The sequence below is a fragment of the Serratia bockelmannii genome (assembly GCF_051803255.1).
Taxonomy (GTDB): domain Bacteria; phylum Pseudomonadota; class Gammaproteobacteria; order Enterobacterales; family Enterobacteriaceae; genus Serratia; species Serratia bockelmannii.
This window is the reverse complement of sequence record NZ_CP196512.1, coordinates 2,011,123-2,026,268: the sequence shown is the minus strand read 5'-3', so window position 1 is coordinate 2,026,268 and position 15,146 is coordinate 2,011,123. Positions and strand designations below refer to the sequence as shown.

Genomic DNA, 15,146 nt, shown 5'->3' with positions numbered 1-15,146 from the left:
GCCAGCCGTTGCCGGGCGCCTGCAGCGAAAGATACCCATTTCGCCCGCTGTGATCAAGTTAACAATTTACTGATTAAAGCGTATTTTTTACTAAATATTTTACTAATATATCTGCCGTTTACCGCCCCATGAGGGCGGAATTTTTCTCTTCTCCCAGGGATCCGGGAGCGACCTAGCGTGAGCCGCCGCTCGGCTGACGATCCGATCCATTCAACACCAGGCCTATGCCCCATGAAATCACTAAGCCATCACGCCCTGTTGCCCTGGTTGCTGCTCGTTAGCGCGCCGGTCTGGGCGCAGCAGGAACCGGTCACCCCGGCGGAGCGCAATCAGCTGCCGCCGCCGCCGTTGCCCGAAACTGCCGCGACCGCCCTGCGCTTTTACGGCGAGCTCGGCATCGGCGGCAGCGTCTATTTGAACGGCGAACATCAGCATAAATACAGCGACGGCACCTATATCGAAGGGGGGCTGGAGATCAAACAGGGCCACTGGTTCGGCCTGATTTACGGCGAAGGCTGGACCGTACAGGCGGACAGCCAGGGCCATGCCTGGACGCCGGGCCACGGCTGGGGCGGCTTCGAGGGTGGGTTAAACCGCTTTTACGGCGGTTACCGCACCGACGACGGCACCGAGATGATGCTTAGCGTGCGCAACGACTCGTCGCTCGACGATCTGCAATGGTGGGGGGACTTCACGCCGGAGTACGGCTACGTGATCCCCAACACCCGCGATCTCAGCTACGCCGCCAAGCTGCAAAATCTGACCGGACGCTTCCGCTACAGTGTGACGGCGGCGCCGGAAAGTCGTATCGACGAGAGCAAGGCGCTGTTGCACTTCGGCAAATACGATCGCTATTCCGACAAGTACACCTACCGGGCGATGATCAACGGCTACACCCAATACGATCTGCAGGACAGTCTGACGTTGCTGAACGGCCTGGAAGTGACGGACGGCCTGGGGCAGCTGTTTTTGCTGGGGCTGCGCGGCAAACACCTGGCCGGCCGCGTCTGGCACCACACCGGCAAAGGCGACAGCGGCGGCCACCCCGGCAGCGAGTCGGGTCTGATGCTCAGCGCGATGACGGAAACCGCCAAAGGGCTGTATCTCTCCACCGCCTACAGCTACGCCCGCCACCGGTTTGATAACGCGGCGGATACCGCCACCTCATACGCCCAGTTCGGCGTCTGGTACGAATACGCCGGCGGCAAACTGGCCACCGCGCTGGACAGCAAGTTCTTTATGCGCAATGACAGTACCGGCGCCAGCAACTCGGTGTTTCTGATGCAATATTTTTATTGGTAACCGTTGAGGCTCCTACGATGAACATGACTTCCCTGACCCCGCTGGCCACTGCCCTCTTGCTGATGCTGGCGGGCTGCGCGCCGAAAACGCCCGACGCCCCGCTCGCCGAGCGCTACCCAAACGTGATCGACCGCCGCGGCGCGCCGCACTTTATGCTCGACTACGACTTCGACGATCACCAGCGCTTCAATCCGTTCTTCGATCTCGGCGCCTGGCACGGCCACCTGTTGCCGAGCGGGCCGGAAGGCATGGGCGGCTTCCCCGGCCCGGCGCTGCTGACCGAAGAGTACATCAACTTTATGGCCAACAATTTCGATCGGCTCACCGTCTATCGAAACGGTAAACCGGTGCATTTCACCATGACGGCCTACAGCCTGCCCGGCGCCCTGGTGCAGCGGCTCAGCGCGCCGGGCGTGACCGTCAACCTGACGCTGCGCTTCGCCGCCGCGCGCACCTCGTTGCTGGAAACCCAGATCCTGACCGACGCGCCGCTGGAGCTGGTGTGGGACGGCGAATTGCTGGAGCGCTACGCCGCCAAAGAGCAAAAACCGCAGCCACCAGCAACCCTCGAACAGGCATTCCCGAACTACACGCGCCGCATTGTGCCGACGGCTGACGGCCTGCGCGTCACCTTCGGCAAGGTGCGCGCGCCGTCGCAGCTGATGACCTCGGGCCAGTCCGAGTATCAGATCCACAAATCGCTGCCGCAACGCACCACGGTCGACGGCCACCGCTTCCGCGCCACGGCGCGCATCACCGGCTCCACCACGCTGTATACCACCTACTCGCACCTGCTCACCGCCGAAGAGGCGCAGCGCGAACAGCGCACTATCGCCGACATCCTCGCTCACCCGCAGCGCTATATGGCCGCGTCGGCGCAGCGCTGGGAACGCTATCTTACCGATGGGCTGAGCAACCCGCACGCCACGGCGGAACAAACGCGCGTGGCGGTCAAAGCGATAGAAACGCTGAACGGTAACTGGCGCGGCGCAGCCGGGGCGATGAAGTTCGACTCGGTCACCCCGTCGGTCACCGGGCGCTGGTTCTCCGGCAACCAAACCTGGCCGTGGGACACCTGGAAGCAGGCCTACGCCATGGCGCACTTCAACCCGGACGTGGCCAAGGACAACATTCGCGCGGTGTTCGCCTACCAGATCCGGCCGGGCGACGCCCTGCGCCCGTGGGATACCGGTTTTCTGCCCGACCTTATCGCCTACAACCCCAGCCCGGAGCGCGGCGGCGACGGCGGCAACTGGAACGAACGCAACACCAAACCGAGCCTGGCGGCCTGGGCGGTGATGGAGGTCTATCGCGTCACCGGCGATAAGGGCTGGCTGGCGGAGATGTACCCGAAGCTGGTGGCCTACCATGACTGGTGGCTGCGCAACCGTGACCACAACGGCAACGGCGTGCCGGAGTACGGCGCCACTCGCGACAAAGCGCACAATACCCCCGACGGGCGCATGTTGTTCACCGTCAAGCGTGGGCAGCGCGAGCAAACGTTGGCCGGCCTCGACAATTACGATCGCATCGTGCGCGAGGGGCGGTACGACAGCATCGAGATCCCGGCTCAGACCGCCGCCTCCTGGGAATCGGGCCGCGACGACGCGGCGGTATTCGGCTTTATCGATCCGGATCAATTGGCGCGCTACGTAGCGCAGGGCGGCAAACGCGAAGACTGGCAGGTGAAATTCGCCGAAAACCGCGCGCCGGACGGCACGCTGCTTGGTTACTCACTGCTGCAGGAATCGGTGGATCAGGCCAGCTACATGTACAGCGACAACCGCTACCTGGCGGAGATGGCCGATATTCTGGGCCGCGGCGCCGAAGCCGCCGCCTTCCGCGCCAAAGCCGACCGGCTGGCGGCCTACATCAACACCTGCATGTTCGACAAGCAAAGCGGTTTCTTCTATGACATCCGCATCGAAGGCCGGGCGTTGGCCAATGGCTGCGCCGGCAAACCGATCGTCGAGCGCGGCAAAGGGCCGGAGGGCTGGTCGCCGCTGTTCAACGGCGCCGCCAGCCAGACGCACGCCGATGCGGTGGTCAGGGTGATGAAGGATCCGCGCGAGTTCAATACCTACGTGCCGCTCGGCACCGCGGCGCTGACCAACCCGGCGTTCGGCGCGGATATCTACTGGCGCGGCCGCGTGTGGGTCGATCAGCTGTATTTCGGTCTCAAGGGCATGGAGCGCTACGGCTATCGCGATGACGCGGTGGCGATGGCGCAGGCTTTCTTCCGCCACGCCGACGGCCTGGTCGCCGACGGGCCGATCCGCGAGAACTACAACCCGCTCACCGGCACGCAGCAAGGCGCACCGAACTTCTCCTGGAGCGCGGCGCACCTGTACATGCTGTATAACGACTTCTTCACGCAATAAGCCACAGCGGCCACCGCCATCGTTGCCCGGCGGTGGCCCGCGTTTATGAGCGGATCGGGATCACCAGCACGTCGATATTCAGCTGGTTGATGGCATTGCGGGTGGAAGAAAACAGGTTGCTCCACAGATCGTGGTGATGGCCGAACACCAGCAGATCGATGTTCTTGTCCACGACTGCCGTGCGCAGTTCGTCAACGAAGCCGCCGCGCCCAATAATCACTTCCGCGATCGGGTAATTGACGTTTTGCGTGGTGGGCTCCAGCTCTTTGCGGATCTTCTCTTCGAACGGCACGCCGTTATCGCTGCGCTCCGAAAAACCGATCGCCGCGTGGTAGGTGTCGTAGTGAACGTCGACATAGATCAGCGAGAGTTTGGCCTGCAGCGCCTCCGCCAGCCGCGCCCCCTTTTCGACCAACCGTTTGCCGTCATCGCTCAGATCGGTGGCGATGACAATATGGTGATAACACATAGCGCCTCCTGTCATGGACTCGGTAGAGCCGAGGCTCCGATATCACGTCAGGGCATATCGTTATGGTTAATTTTAGTTCAGAAATGGCGCGTACGACGGGTGGCGATGCGGTGGGAAAGCCCCGTTGCCGGGGCTGAAGGTAAAAATTACTTCTCGCGCTGCGCCTCAAACCAGACGTTGCACAACGACAGGATCAGCGTGTTGGCGTCTTTCACCAGCACGTTATCGCCGGGCACCCCATCGGTGCCCTGATCGGTGATGCCTTTGATGGTAGTATCCGCATGCTGAATGACCACGCGTTCGACCGACGGCGTGCTGATGCCCAGCATCGGGAAATCGATGTAGGAGCTGCTGCCGGAATTGTCCTCGACAAACTCCTGCGCTTCTACGGTGCTGACGGTGGCCCCTTCGCTTTTCAGCGCCGTGCCGTTCCAGCTGAATGCATCCGCCTTATAGCTGATTTTACCGCCGATCAGGCTCTGCGCCTGCTGTTGATCCCAACAGCCGGTGGTCTGGGTCGGCACAATTTTACTGACGCGCCAGTTGCCCAGCAGCTGTTTAGGGATCGGTCCGGTATCGCTCTCCGCCGCCCGAACCTGAGTCGCCGAGACGCAGGCCAACACCACCAGCGGCAACAGCGCCTTGCTCCAAGTGTTCAATCGCATTGTCTTTTCCTTCGTTTCAGTACCCAGTCTGCCCTTGCGGGCCAACGGCTATCATAATAAGCCCGTCGATTCGCCGTCAAAGCAATCCGCACCGCGCCGGGCAGCGGCCGCTCATAGCTAATCGCTATGAGTCATAGTGAATCAGTATTTTGTTTTAGCCCAGCGATTACCTACAGTCACTGCCACTATTCTGCCCGCCAAAATTAGCAGGCAATGTTGACAAGGACCCTGGGAAAATGACATTTACGCTGAAAAACCTCACCCTGGCGCTGGCCGCCGCCGGCACGCTGCTGCTAACCGCCTGCGGCCCGACCGCACAGGACGATCACCACATCAAGGTCGGCATCAGCGCCGGCATCGATCAGTCGCTGTGGGCGGTGGTGCAGAAAGTGGCCAAGCAGAAATACGATCTGGACGTGGAGGTGGTGACCTTCAACGATTACGTGCTGCCGAACGAAGCGCTGAACAACGGCGATCTGGACGTCAACGCCTTTCAACACAAACCGTATCTGGACAAACAGATGCAGGAGCGCGGCTACAAGCTGGCGGCGGTAGGCAACACCTTCGTCTACCCGATCGCCGGCTATTCGAAGAAGATAACCGCACTCAGCCAACTGCCGGACGGCGCGCAGGTGGCGGTGCCGAACGATCCGACCAACCTGGGCCGCTCGCTGCTGCTGTTGCAAAAACAGGGGCTGATTACTCTGAAAGACGGCGTCGGCCTGCTGCCGACCGCGCTGGACATCGTCAGCAACCCGAAAAAGCTGAAGATCGTCGAGATTGAAGCGCCGCAGCTGCCGCGCGCGCTGGACGACCAACAGGTGACGCTGGCGATCATCAACACCAACTATTCCAGCCAGATTGGCCTGTCGCCGGCCAAGGACGGGCTGTTTGTCGAAGACAAAAACTCGCCGTACGTCAACATCTTCGCCAGCCGCATCGACAATAAAGACAGCGAGAAAGTGAAGGATCTGGTCAAGGCCTATCAGACCGACGAAGTGGCGGCCAGCGCCACCGAAATCTACAAGGGCGACGCCGTCAAAGGCTGGTAACGCCTCGCGTAGAGCCCGTGGCGCCCGGCCACGGGCCATGCCAACCTCAGCCGCGCTGGATGGATACGCCGCCGTCCACCAGCATCGCGGTGCCGGTGACGAATGAGGACGCGTCAGACGCCAGATACAGCGCCGCCTGCGCGATCTCCTCCGGCATCGCCAGCCGCTTCAGCGCGTGCAGTTCGGCCACCTGTGCCAGCGCCTCCGGGGTATTGCTCATCTGCCGCCCCATCGCCGTATCGGTGCCGCCCGGCAGCAGCGCGTTCACCCGAATGCCGCGCCCGCCGAACTCCACCGCCAGCGCCTGCGTCAGGCCGATCAGCCCCGATTTGCCGGCCGCATAGGCCGCCGTGCCGGGAAACGCCGCGGTGTGGCCAACGAAGGTGGAGGTGAAGATCACCGAGCCTGCGCCGCGCGCCAACATGGCGGGGATTTGATATTTGACGCTGTAGTAAGCGCTGGACAGGTTGGTTTCCAACACCTCGCGCCACGCTGAGGCGGTGAGCGCCAGCGATGGCCCCAGCGGCCCCAAGGTGCCGGCGTTGTTGAAAGCGATATCCAGCCCGCCGAACTCATCGACCGCCGCCGCCGTCAGCCGTTCGGCGAAGGCTTCGTCGCGCACGTCACCGGCTACCGCCAACGCCCGGCCGCCCTCGCGTCGAATGTCCTCTACCAGCTCGGCCAACAGCGGCTCGCGCCGCGCGCCCAACACCAGCGCTGCGCCCTGCCGGGCAAACAGCAGCGCCGCCGCTTTGCCGATCCCCGAACTGGCGCCGCCGATCACCGCCACCTTGCCGTTTAATGCGTTCATCGCTCATCCTCACGCGGTTTAAAGATCCTCAGTGTGAGGCAAGATTCGGCGCCGCGCTGGCCGCAAGCGGACATGTAACTGGCGCCAATAAGAAAGGCGCTGCAAGCAGCGCCCCGGCAACGCGAACCTGGCGGTTAACTCACGGCCTGGCCGCATATTTCCCCTGATTGGCCGGCGTCACCAGCTCGAACGGGATCCAGTAATACGGCTCGAGTTTTTCACCGTTGATCATGCGCTGCGCCACATCGACCGAGGCCTTGCCCTGGCCGACCGCGTCCTGGAACACCGTGACCTGCATCTTGCCGGAGGCCAGCGCCTTGAGGCCGTCCGGCGTGGCGTCGATGCCGCCGATCAGCACTTTCTTATCCGCCTTGCCCGCCTGCTGCAGCGCCATGATCGCACCAATCGCCATCTCGTCGTTGTTAGCGGCGACGATGTCGATCGCTTCGCCGTTGGTCAGCCAGTTCATCATCAGATCCATGCCTTCACTGCGTGAATAGTTGGCGCTTTGCTTCTGCACCACCTTCATTTTCGGGTACTTGGCCACCACCTGCTCCACGTCTTTGGTGCGCTGCAGCGCGCCGGCGTCGGTCAGGTTGCCGATCATTACCGCCACGTTGCCCTGATAGTTGGCCAGCCGCGCCAGCTCTTCCATCTGCAGCGTGCCGGACTCCCGCTCGTCGGAGCCGACGAACACCACGCCCTGCGGCAGTTTGGCGTCGCCCGGCGTGCGGTTCACGTACACCAGCGGCACGCCGGCGGCCTGGACCATTTTGGTCATCACCGGGGTGCTGGCCGAGTTGACCGGATCGACGATAATCGCGTCCACCCCGGCGCTGATAAAGCTCTGCACCTGATCGGTCTGGCGGCCGACGTCGCCGCGCGCGTCTTCGAACTGTACGGTAATGCCGCGCGCCTTAGCCTCCTTGTCGATCGCCTGGCGGATAATGGTGAGGAAGTTCTGGTCAAAATAGGCCATCGATACGCCGATGGTTTGCGCCCATGCCGAAGTGGACGCACACAGCGCCACCGCCAGCCACAGCCCTTTCAGGTAATTCATCATGTGTTCCCCCGGGTAAAAAAACGCCGCCGGCCCACCTTGGCGCCGGCGGCAATTCACGGCAATCAGTGTTTTTTGCGGTTGCGCCGCATGTCGATCGACACGGCGGCGACGATAATCACGCCTTTGATGATGTCCTGAATGTAAGAATCGACGCCGATAAAGGTGAAGCCGCTTTTGATAAGACCGAGGATCACCGCGCCGATCAACGTGCCGGTAATGCGCCCGACGCCGCCCATCAGGCTGCTGCCGCCGATCACCGCCGCGGCGATGGCGTCCAGCTCATACGACATCCCCATGCTCGACTGGCCGCTGCTGACGCGCGCCGCCAGCACCACGCCCGCCAACCCCGCCAGGCCGCCGGCGATGGTGTAAACCGTCACCAGGTACTTATTGACGTTGATGCCGGAGACCCGCGCCGAGGTCATGTTGCCGCCGATGGCGTAGATGTATTTGCCGTAGCGGGTGTGTTTGAGCGCGATATGGAAGATCACCGCAATCACCAGGAAGATGATCACCGGCATCGCGCCCTGGCCGATTGACGTGAAGCCGTCCGACAGGAAGCTGACCGGGTTCCCCTTGGTGTAGTACTGCGCCAGGCCGCGCGCCGATACCATCATCCCCAGCGTGGCGATGAACGGCGGAATGCCGGTGCGGGTGATCAGGAAGCCGTTGATAAAGCCGCAGACGATGCCCACCCCAATCCCGGCGCCGATCGGGATCGCCGCCGGCAGATCGAGCAGCCCCGGATACATCGGCGAGATGCTGTCCGAGGTCTGCGCCAGGCTGGCCGCCACCACCGCGGTCAGCGCAATCAGCGAGCCGGAGGAGAGATCGATGCCGGTGGTGATGATCACCTGGGTGACGCCCACCGCGATGATGCCGATGATCGCCACCTGCAGCACGATCAGCAGCAGGCGGTTCGGGTTCAGCAGGAACGACTGATCGCGCATGTACCAGCCGAGGATTTCGAAGATCAGCGCGATGCCGATCATCACGATGAAGATACCGGTGTCCTTCGGCATTTTGCCGCTCAGCCCGGAGAACAGCGATCCCTTGCCCGTTGAATCGGCGGAGAGCGGCTTCTCAATCTTTACGTTACTCATGATGTTCACCCTTCGTTATTCTGAGGCCAGCGCCAGGATCTTCTCCTGGTCCGCGTCGTCTTTGTCCAAAATGCCGGTAATGCGGCCGCCGTGCATCACCATCACCCGGTCGCTCATGCCGAGGATCTCCGGCAGCTCGGAGGAGACCAGAATGATGGCGACGCCGCGGTTGGCCAGTTCGCTGATCAGGCGGTAGATTTCCGCTTTCGCCCCCACGTCGATGCCGCGCGTTGGTTCGTCGAGGATCAGGATTTTCGGCTGCGCCAGCAGCCAACGCGCGATCAGCACCTTCTGCTGGTTGCCGCCGCTGAGGTTATTGATGATCTGATCCATGGTCGGCGTTTTGATGTTGAGCTTTTTGATCTGATCCATGCAGTCTTTGGCCATCTGCACATGGCTGACGAAACCGTTCTTGCCGATGTATTCCGACAGGTTGACGATGCTCATGTTCTCGACCACCGACAACACCAGAAACAGGCCGGATTTCTTGCGGTCTTCGGTGAGAAACGCCAGCCCGCTCTCGATCGCCTTCGCCGGAGAATCCACCTTCACCGCCTGGCCTTCGATAAAGATCTCGCCGCCGTCCGCCGGGTGCATGCCGAACAGGCTTTCCATCACTTCGCTGCGCCCGGCGCCCACCAGCCCGGCGACGCCGAGGATCTCGCCGCGTTTGACGCTGAACGACACGTCATGAAACCAGCCGCTGCGGCGCAGCCCCGCCACCCGCAGCACTTCCTCGCCGATATTGTTGTTGAATTTGGGGAACATCTGCGTCAGTTCGCGCCCCACCATCATGGTGATCAGCGACTGTTTGGTCAGGTTTTCGGTTTTGTCGCAGGCGATGAAGGTGCCGTCACGGAAAATGCTCACTTCGTCGGTGATTGCGAAGATCTCGTCCATCTTGTGGCTGATATAGATGATGCCTTTGCCCTGCTCGCGCAGTTCACGGATGATGGCGAACAGGTGCACCACTTCGCCTTCGGTCAGCGCCGAGGTCGGTTCATCCATGATCAAGACGTCGGCGTTGTAGGACACCGCCTTGGCGATCTCCACCATCTGCTGATTGGCGATGCTCAACTCGCCCACCAGCGTATCCGGCTGCAGTTTGATGTTCAGCCGCGCCAGCAGCTCGCGGGTCTGTTCGTTCAGCTGCTCGTGGTTGACGAACCCCAGCCGCGCCGGCTCGCGCCCCAACCAGATGTTTTCCGCCACCGTCATGTCAGGCACCAGGTTCAGCTCCTGATGGATCATGGAAATGCCCGAATGCAGCGCCTGCAGCGTATCGCTGAAGGTGACCGGCCGGCCTTTGATTTTGATCGAGCCTTCGTCCGGGTGGTAGATGCCGATCAGGCATTTCATCAGCGTCGATTTGCCCGCGCCGTTTTCCCCCATCAGCGCGTGCACGCTGCCGGGTTTGATTTTAATCGAGACCTTATCCAGCGCTTTGACGCCGGGGAACTGCTTGCTGATGCCTTCGGCCTCAAGAACATAAGGGTACATACCGCTTACCTCCGCACTGACCCACGTTTTCCGCCGCGATCGCCCCACACCGGCGCCCGCGGCGGGCTTCAAGGCTTATTTCTTGTTTTTATCGGCGAATTGCTGGTAATTGGCCTGGGTGATCAGCTGGTAAGGGATCAGCACGTTGCTCTCCACTTTCTCGCCTTTCACCAGTTGAACGGCGGTTTGCACCGCGCCCTCGCCCTGGCCTTTGGCGTCCTGGAACACGCTCAACGCCAGATCGCCCTTCTTGATGAACTCCAGCGCGTCCGGCGTGCCGTCAACGCCGGCCACCAACACGCCGGATTTCTTGGCTTGCTTCAGCGCCAAAATAGCGCCGATGGCCATTTCGTCGTTGTTGGAGGCGATGGCGTCAATCTGCTGGCCGGACAAAATCCAGTCGGTGGTGACGTCCACGGCCTCTTTACGGAAGAACTTGGCGGTTTGTTTGTCGACTATTTTGATGCCGGGGTAGTTGGCCGCCACCTCTTCCACGCCGCGAGTGCGGTCGCGCGTGGCTTCGCTCGACAGCTCGCCCATCAGGATCATCACGTTGCCCTTGCCGTTCATCAGCTTGGCCAGCTCTTCCATCTGGAGCTTGCCGGCCAGCTTGGAATCGGAGCCGACGTAGGCCATGCCGGCCGGCAGCGCCACTTCCGGCTTGCGGTTGACGAACACCAGCGGGATCTTGGCCTTCTCGGCCAGCTTGATCATCGGCTTGACGCCCTGGGTATCCACTGGGTTGAGGATGATGGCGTCGACGCCCTGGCTGACGAAGTTTTCGATTTGTTGAATTTGCTGCGCAATGTCGCCCTTGGCGTCTTCGAACTGGCCGCTGACGTTGCCGTCGGCCTTCATTTTGCTTTGCATCGACTGGCGCAGAATGGTGAGGAAGTTGTCATCGAAGTAAGCCATGGAAACGCCGATCTTGATGTCTTTCGCCAACACGCTGGCCGGCAGCATACACATCAGTACCGAGGCGGCGATCAGTTTCTTCAGCTTCATGTTCGTTACCCTTTAATCGTTAGAATGAAGAGGTCTGTTGGTTGACAGCTAATGAAAAATATTTTTTACATTCAAACAACAATACGGTCGGTGTTATCCCTTTGATACGGCGAAATTACCGCGTTATCGCCGTATTAAGGCCGTGAAAAAAATGGTGATCGATATCTCAAAACAGATTAAAAACAATCAATTGAAATAAACCCCTGGCACAGCAAACGGCGTCTTTATCGCGTTTTTAAATGTTTATTTCATAATTTAGATTATTGAAACTTTTTAACCCAAACAAGCGAAACATGCATTTTGGAATGGCTTATTAACAAAAACATGACACGGATCTAACAAATGAAATGAAAGCCACCGGCGAGCGTTCACCTTTCGTGCGCCGGCAAAAACTGCGAGCGGCTACGCAGTTTGCGGTTTCCGCGTTTCCCGACCATTCTTACTCGGCAATAATGGACATATCCCTATCTCAGGAGGACCTGACATGCAGCTCAGCAGTAAGGTGCGGATGAACCGCCTGTTCAACAACGGCAAGTGCCTGGATGTGGCGATCGATCACGGCATCGCCAACGAACCGGATTTTTTAATCGGCCTGGAAGATATCGAACGGGTGATGGGCAACCTGATCGCCGCGCGCCCCGACGCCATTCAGGTCAACTACGGCCAGGCGGAGCTGCTGCAGCGCGCGCCGCAGCGCGAAAAGCCGGCGCTGGTGATGCGCACCGACGTCGGCAACGCCTATAACGCCGCGCGCCACCGTGAGATGTGGGCGGTGTTGCACAACCCAGAAGCGCCGATCCTCGCCGCGCTGCAAATGGACGCCGCCGCGGTGGTGGTCAATCTGTATATGATCCCGGATGAACCCGGCATTTTCCGCCAATGCGTGGAGAACATCGGCCGCCTGCGCCACGCCTGCGATCGCTACGCCATGCCGCTGATGATCGAACCGCTGGTAATGGCGCCAGCCGGCCAGGGCGCCGCCTACGGATCGCTGGGTGACGTGGAGAAGATCGTGCCGCTGGTGCGGCTGGCGCGCGAGCTGGGTGCCGACATCATCAAGGCCGATCCGACCGATCGGGTGGAGGATTTTCACCGCGTGGTGGAAGCGGCGCGCTGCCCGACGCTGGTGCGTGGCGGCGGCAAGGGGGAGCTGGGGCCGGTGCTGGAAAAATCCGCCGCGCTGATGGCCCAGGGCGCTTCCGGCATGGTCTATGGCCGCAACGTTTACCAACACAGCAATCCGTCGCAGGTGGTGCGCGCCCTGATGGCGATCATCCATCAAGGTGCCAGCGGCCAACAGGCGCTGGAGCTCTACCACCAGCAATGACCCGCTTTTGTAACTAAAATAACCCCTCCGCACCCCGGCAGCATGCTATAACCTGCTGCCGGTAACTGCAGCTTGCCTCATTCCTCGCTAGAATACGCCGTGATATCGCCATTCGGAGAACCGCCATGCCAAAACAACGGGTGCCGCTCAAGCTGAGCACCTCCATCACGCTGATGGTGTCCGCCATCATCGCTTCGGTGCTGCTGGTGGTGTTCGCGCTGTTTTTCGTGCAGATGAGCCGCGAGGGGCAAGATCAGCTGCAGCAAAAAGCCATCGCCGTCGCCAACACGCTGGCGCTCTCCAACACCGTGATCGACGGCCTGCAGCGGCGCGATCAAAGCGGCGCCATTCAGCGCTTCGCCGAGCAGGTGCGCCATCAAAACGAGCTACTGTTCGTGGTGGTGGTGGATATGCAGGGCATCCGCTATTCGCACCCCAAACCCTGGCTGATCGGCAAACATTTTATCGGCGACGATCTGGCGCCGGCGCTGCAAGGCAACGTCAACAGCGCCATCAACCGCGGCACGCTGGCTCCGGCCCTGCGGGTGTTCGTGCCGGTGTATGACGATCAGAAAAAACAAATCGGCGTAGTGGCACTCGGCATCGCGCTGGACACCGTGCAGCGGGTGGTGGCGGAGAGCCGCTGGATCATCTATTGGACCATCGCCTTCGCCGCGCTGGTCGGCAGCCTGGGCACCTTTTTCCTGGTCTCTGCGCTCAAGCGCATCATGCTGGGTTTTGAGCCTTACGAAATCTCCAACCTGTTCGAACAGCGCAACGCCATGCTGCAGTCGATTAAAGAAGGCGTGATCGCGGTCGATAATGAATCCCGCATCACCATCGTCAATGACGAAGCCAAGCGCCTGCTGCGCCAGAGCGGGCCGGTGGAAAACCTGCTGCTGGAAGCCGCCAGCAAGCATTGGCCGGCGCAGCTGCATCTGGCGGAGGTGCTGGCCAGCGGCGAACCGCTGCGCGATCGGCAGATCAGCTTCAACGGCAGCGAACTGCTGACCAATACCGTGCCGGTGATCGTCAACGGCCAGGTGACCGGCGCCATCGCCACCTTCCGCGACAAAACCGAGGTCAGCCGCTTGCTGCAGCGCCTGAGCGGCATGGCACACTACGCCGACGCCCTGCGGGTGCAGTCGCACGAATTTATGAACAAGCTGCATGTGATACTCGGCATGCTGCACATGAAGGCCTATCAGCAGTTGGAAAACTACATCATCAACACCGCCAGCAACTACCAGGAAGAGATCGGCGCGTTGCTGCGCAAGATCCATTCGCCGGAAGTGGCGGGCTTCTTCATCGGCAAGATCAGCCGCGCCCATGAGGCCGGCATCGAACTGACCATCGAGGAAACCAGCCTGCTGCCAGAAACCGACGATGCGGAGACCACCCATGTGCTGATCAGCGTGCTCGGCAATCTGATCGAAAACGCCATCGACGCCATCGACGGCGTTGAGGGCCACGAGATCGGCCTGAGCTTCCATCACCACGACGATCAATTACACTGTATCGTCAGCGACGACGGCCCCGGCATCGATCCGGCGATCGGCGCGCGCATCTTCGAACACGGATTTTCCACCAAGGGAACGGGACGCGGCATCGGCCTGGCGCTGATCCGCAGCCATCTGGAGAAACTGGGCGGCAGCATCGATTTCGAATCAGAACCGGGCGAGCTGACCCAATTTTTCGTGCACCTTCCCTATCAGGCCAAGAGCAGAGCCCATGATTAACGTACTGATTGTCGACGACGACCCGATGGTGGCAGAGCTAAACAAATACTACCTGAGCCAGGTCGGCGGTTTTCACTGCCAGGCGACGGTCGCCACTCTGAGCCAGGCGCGCGCCCTGCTGGCCGATGCCAGCGTCAGCATCGATCTGGTGTTGCTGGATATCTACATGCAGCAGGAGAACGGGCTGGATCTGCTGCCCGGCCTGCGCGAGCTCGGCGAGAAGACCGATGTGATCATCATCTCCTCCGCCAGCGACGTGAACACAGTGCAAAAAGCGCTGCACTACGGCGTGGTGGATTACCTGATCAAGCCGTTCCAGTTCAGCCGCTTCAAGGAGGCGCTGAGCCACTACCGGCAACAGTCGCAGCTCTTGGCGCAGCGCGAGTTTTCGCAGGCCGACGTCGACAGCCTGCTGCGCCGCCAGCCCGGCGGCCAGGAGAGCAAGAAACTGCCGAAGGGGCTGACCAGCATCACCCTGAGCACGGTGTGCGAGTGGATCGAACAGCAGCACGACAGCGAATTCTCCACCGACAACCTGGCCAACGCCATCGGCATTTCGCGGGTGTCCTGCCGCAAGTACCTCATCTATCTGGCGGAGAGCGGTATTCTCGGCACCCGTATTCTGTACGGCGCCACTGGCCGACCGGTCTATCTGTATCAGTTGAAACCGGATGCGATCGCCATGCTGAAAGAGCATTGCCGCCCGGCCTAAACGACGCCGGGCGCTGC

At 61.0% G+C, this 15,146-nt stretch carries 13 protein-coding genes; 6 read left to right on the top strand and 7 right to left on the bottom strand.

What is annotated here, in order from left to right:
- The first annotated feature begins 231 nt into the window (after nucleotides 1-231).
- Both ygjJ and ygjK read left to right on the top strand, forming a co-directional pair.
- Complete coding sequence (gene ygjJ / locus ACSJLU_RS09760; RefSeq protein ID WP_164062615.1) at nucleotides 232-1,302, top strand: protein YgjJ; 1,071 nt, start codon at nucleotides 232-234, stop codon at nucleotides 1,300-1,302.
- 17 nt (nucleotides 1,303-1,319) lie between these two features.
- Nucleotides 1,320-3,683, top strand: coding sequence for an alpha-glucosidase (gene ygjK, locus ACSJLU_RS09755; protein WP_273830767.1), 2,364 nt, complete (start codon nucleotides 1,320-1,322; stop codon nucleotides 3,681-3,683).
- 43 nt (nucleotides 3,684-3,726) lie between these two features.
- Here ygjK and ACSJLU_RS09750 read toward each other — a convergent pair whose 3' ends face one another.
- Entirely contained in the window at nucleotides 3,727-4,152 is a 426-nt protein-coding gene (locus ACSJLU_RS09750; RefSeq protein ID WP_025302472.1) for a universal stress protein, read from the bottom strand.
- Nucleotides 4,153-4,298: 146 nt separating this feature from the next.
- A complete protein-coding gene (locus ACSJLU_RS09745) occupies nucleotides 4,299-4,817 on the bottom strand; it encodes a hypothetical protein (RefSeq protein WP_025302471.1) in 519 nt (172 codons plus the stop codon).
- Nucleotides 4,818-5,053: 236 nt separating this feature from the next.
- Between ACSJLU_RS09745 and metQ the strand changes: the two genes are divergently transcribed.
- Complete coding sequence (metQ, locus tag ACSJLU_RS09740) at nucleotides 5,054-5,869, top strand: methionine ABC transporter substrate-binding lipoprotein MetQ (protein ID WP_043141591.1); 816 nt, start codon at nucleotides 5,054-5,056, stop codon at nucleotides 5,867-5,869.
- A gap of 46 nt (nucleotides 5,870-5,915) precedes the next feature.
- Here the strand turns inward: metQ and ACSJLU_RS09735 are convergent, their stop codons facing one another.
- The 5 genes from ACSJLU_RS09735 to ACSJLU_RS09715 all read right to left on the bottom strand — a co-directional run bounded on the left by ACSJLU_RS09735 (nucleotide 5,916) and on the right by ACSJLU_RS09715 (nucleotide 11,351).
- A complete protein-coding gene (locus tag ACSJLU_RS09735) occupies nucleotides 5,916-6,680 on the bottom strand; it encodes an SDR family oxidoreductase (protein WP_342096581.1) in 765 nt (254 codons plus the stop codon).
- Between the two features lie 139 nt (nucleotides 6,681-6,819).
- Nucleotides 6,820-7,740, bottom strand: a complete 921-nt coding sequence (locus ACSJLU_RS09730) for a sugar ABC transporter substrate-binding protein (protein WP_043141597.1) — start codon at nucleotides 7,738-7,740, stop codon at nucleotides 6,820-6,822.
- A 65-nt stretch (nucleotides 7,741-7,805) separates the two neighbouring features.
- Complete coding sequence (locus tag ACSJLU_RS09725) at nucleotides 7,806-8,846, bottom strand: ABC transporter permease (RefSeq protein ID WP_043141845.1); 1,041 nt, start codon at nucleotides 8,844-8,846, stop codon at nucleotides 7,806-7,808.
- 15 nt (nucleotides 8,847-8,861) lie between these two features.
- Complete coding sequence (locus ACSJLU_RS09720) at nucleotides 8,862-10,346, bottom strand: sugar ABC transporter ATP-binding protein (protein WP_025302466.1); 1,485 nt, start codon at nucleotides 10,344-10,346, stop codon at nucleotides 8,862-8,864.
- 75 nt (nucleotides 10,347-10,421) lie between these two features.
- The gene (locus ACSJLU_RS09715; RefSeq protein WP_025302465.1) at nucleotides 10,422-11,351 is read right to left on the bottom strand and encodes a sugar ABC transporter substrate-binding protein; all 930 of its coding nucleotides are present in this window, start codon (nucleotides 11,349-11,351) and stop codon (nucleotides 10,422-10,424) included.
- Between the two features lie 484 nt (nucleotides 11,352-11,835).
- On the opposite strand from ACSJLU_RS09715, the gene ACSJLU_RS09710 reads away from it, so the two are divergent.
- The 3 genes from ACSJLU_RS09710 (at nucleotide 11,836) to dcuR (ending at nucleotide 15,129) form a co-directional block, all read left to right on the top strand.
- Nucleotides 11,836-12,678, top strand: a complete 843-nt coding sequence (locus tag ACSJLU_RS09710) for a class I fructose-bisphosphate aldolase (RefSeq protein WP_049209431.1) — start codon at nucleotides 11,836-11,838, stop codon at nucleotides 12,676-12,678.
- A gap of 125 nt (nucleotides 12,679-12,803) precedes the next feature.
- Entirely contained in the window at nucleotides 12,804-14,417 is a 1,614-nt protein-coding gene (locus ACSJLU_RS09705) for a sensor histidine kinase (protein WP_115115904.1), read from the top strand.
- Complete coding sequence (gene dcuR / locus ACSJLU_RS09700; protein ID WP_004940959.1) at nucleotides 14,410-15,129, top strand: two-component system response regulator DcuR; 720 nt, start codon at nucleotides 14,410-14,412, stop codon at nucleotides 15,127-15,129. Before ACSJLU_RS09705 ends, dcuR begins: the two co-directional genes overlap by 8 nt.
- The last annotated feature ends 17 nt before the right edge of the window (nucleotides 15,130-15,146 follow it).

Excerpts from the sequence above, each read along its gene's own strand:
- ACSJLU_RS09715 (WP_025302465.1), bottom strand. The coding sequence starts at position 11,351 with ATGAAGCTGAAGAAACTGATCGCCGCCTCGGTACTGATGTGTATGCTG.
- ACSJLU_RS09720 (WP_025302466.1), bottom strand. The coding sequence starts at position 10,346 with ATGTACCCTTATGTTCTTGAGGCCGAAGGCATCAGCAAGCAGTTCCCC.
- ACSJLU_RS09710 (WP_049209431.1), top strand. The coding sequence starts at position 11,836 with ATGCAGCTCAGCAGTAAGGTGCGGATGAACCGCCTGTTCAACAACGGC.
- ACSJLU_RS09705 (WP_115115904.1), top strand. The coding sequence starts at position 12,804 with ATGCCAAAACAACGGGTGCCGCTCAAGCTGAGCACCTCCATCACGCTG.
- ACSJLU_RS09730 (WP_043141597.1), bottom strand. The coding sequence starts at position 7,740 with ATGAATTACCTGAAAGGGCTGTGGCTGGCGGTGGCGCTGTGTGCGTCC.
- ygjK (WP_273830767.1), top strand. The coding sequence starts at position 1,320 with ATGAACATGACTTCCCTGACCCCGCTGGCCACTGCCCTCTTGCTGATG.
- ACSJLU_RS09725 (WP_043141845.1), bottom strand. The coding sequence starts at position 8,846 with ATGAGTAACGTAAAGATTGAGAAGCCGCTCTCCGCCGATTCAACGGGC.
- ACSJLU_RS09745 (WP_025302471.1), bottom strand. The coding sequence starts at position 4,817 with ATGCGATTGAACACTTGGAGCAAGGCGCTGTTGCCGCTGGTGGTGTTG.
- ygjJ (WP_164062615.1), top strand. The coding sequence starts at position 232 with ATGAAATCACTAAGCCATCACGCCCTGTTGCCCTGGTTGCTGCTCGTT.
- ACSJLU_RS09735 (WP_342096581.1), bottom strand. The coding sequence starts at position 6,680 with ATGAACGCATTAAACGGCAAGGTGGCGGTGATCGGCGGCGCCAGTTCG.
- dcuR (WP_004940959.1), top strand. The coding sequence starts at position 14,410 with ATGATTAACGTACTGATTGTCGACGACGACCCGATGGTGGCAGAGCTA.
- ACSJLU_RS09750 (WP_025302472.1), bottom strand. The coding sequence starts at position 4,152 with ATGTGTTATCACCATATTGTCATCGCCACCGATCTGAGCGATGACGGC.
- metQ (WP_043141591.1), top strand. The coding sequence starts at position 5,054 with ATGACATTTACGCTGAAAAACCTCACCCTGGCGCTGGCCGCCGCCGGC.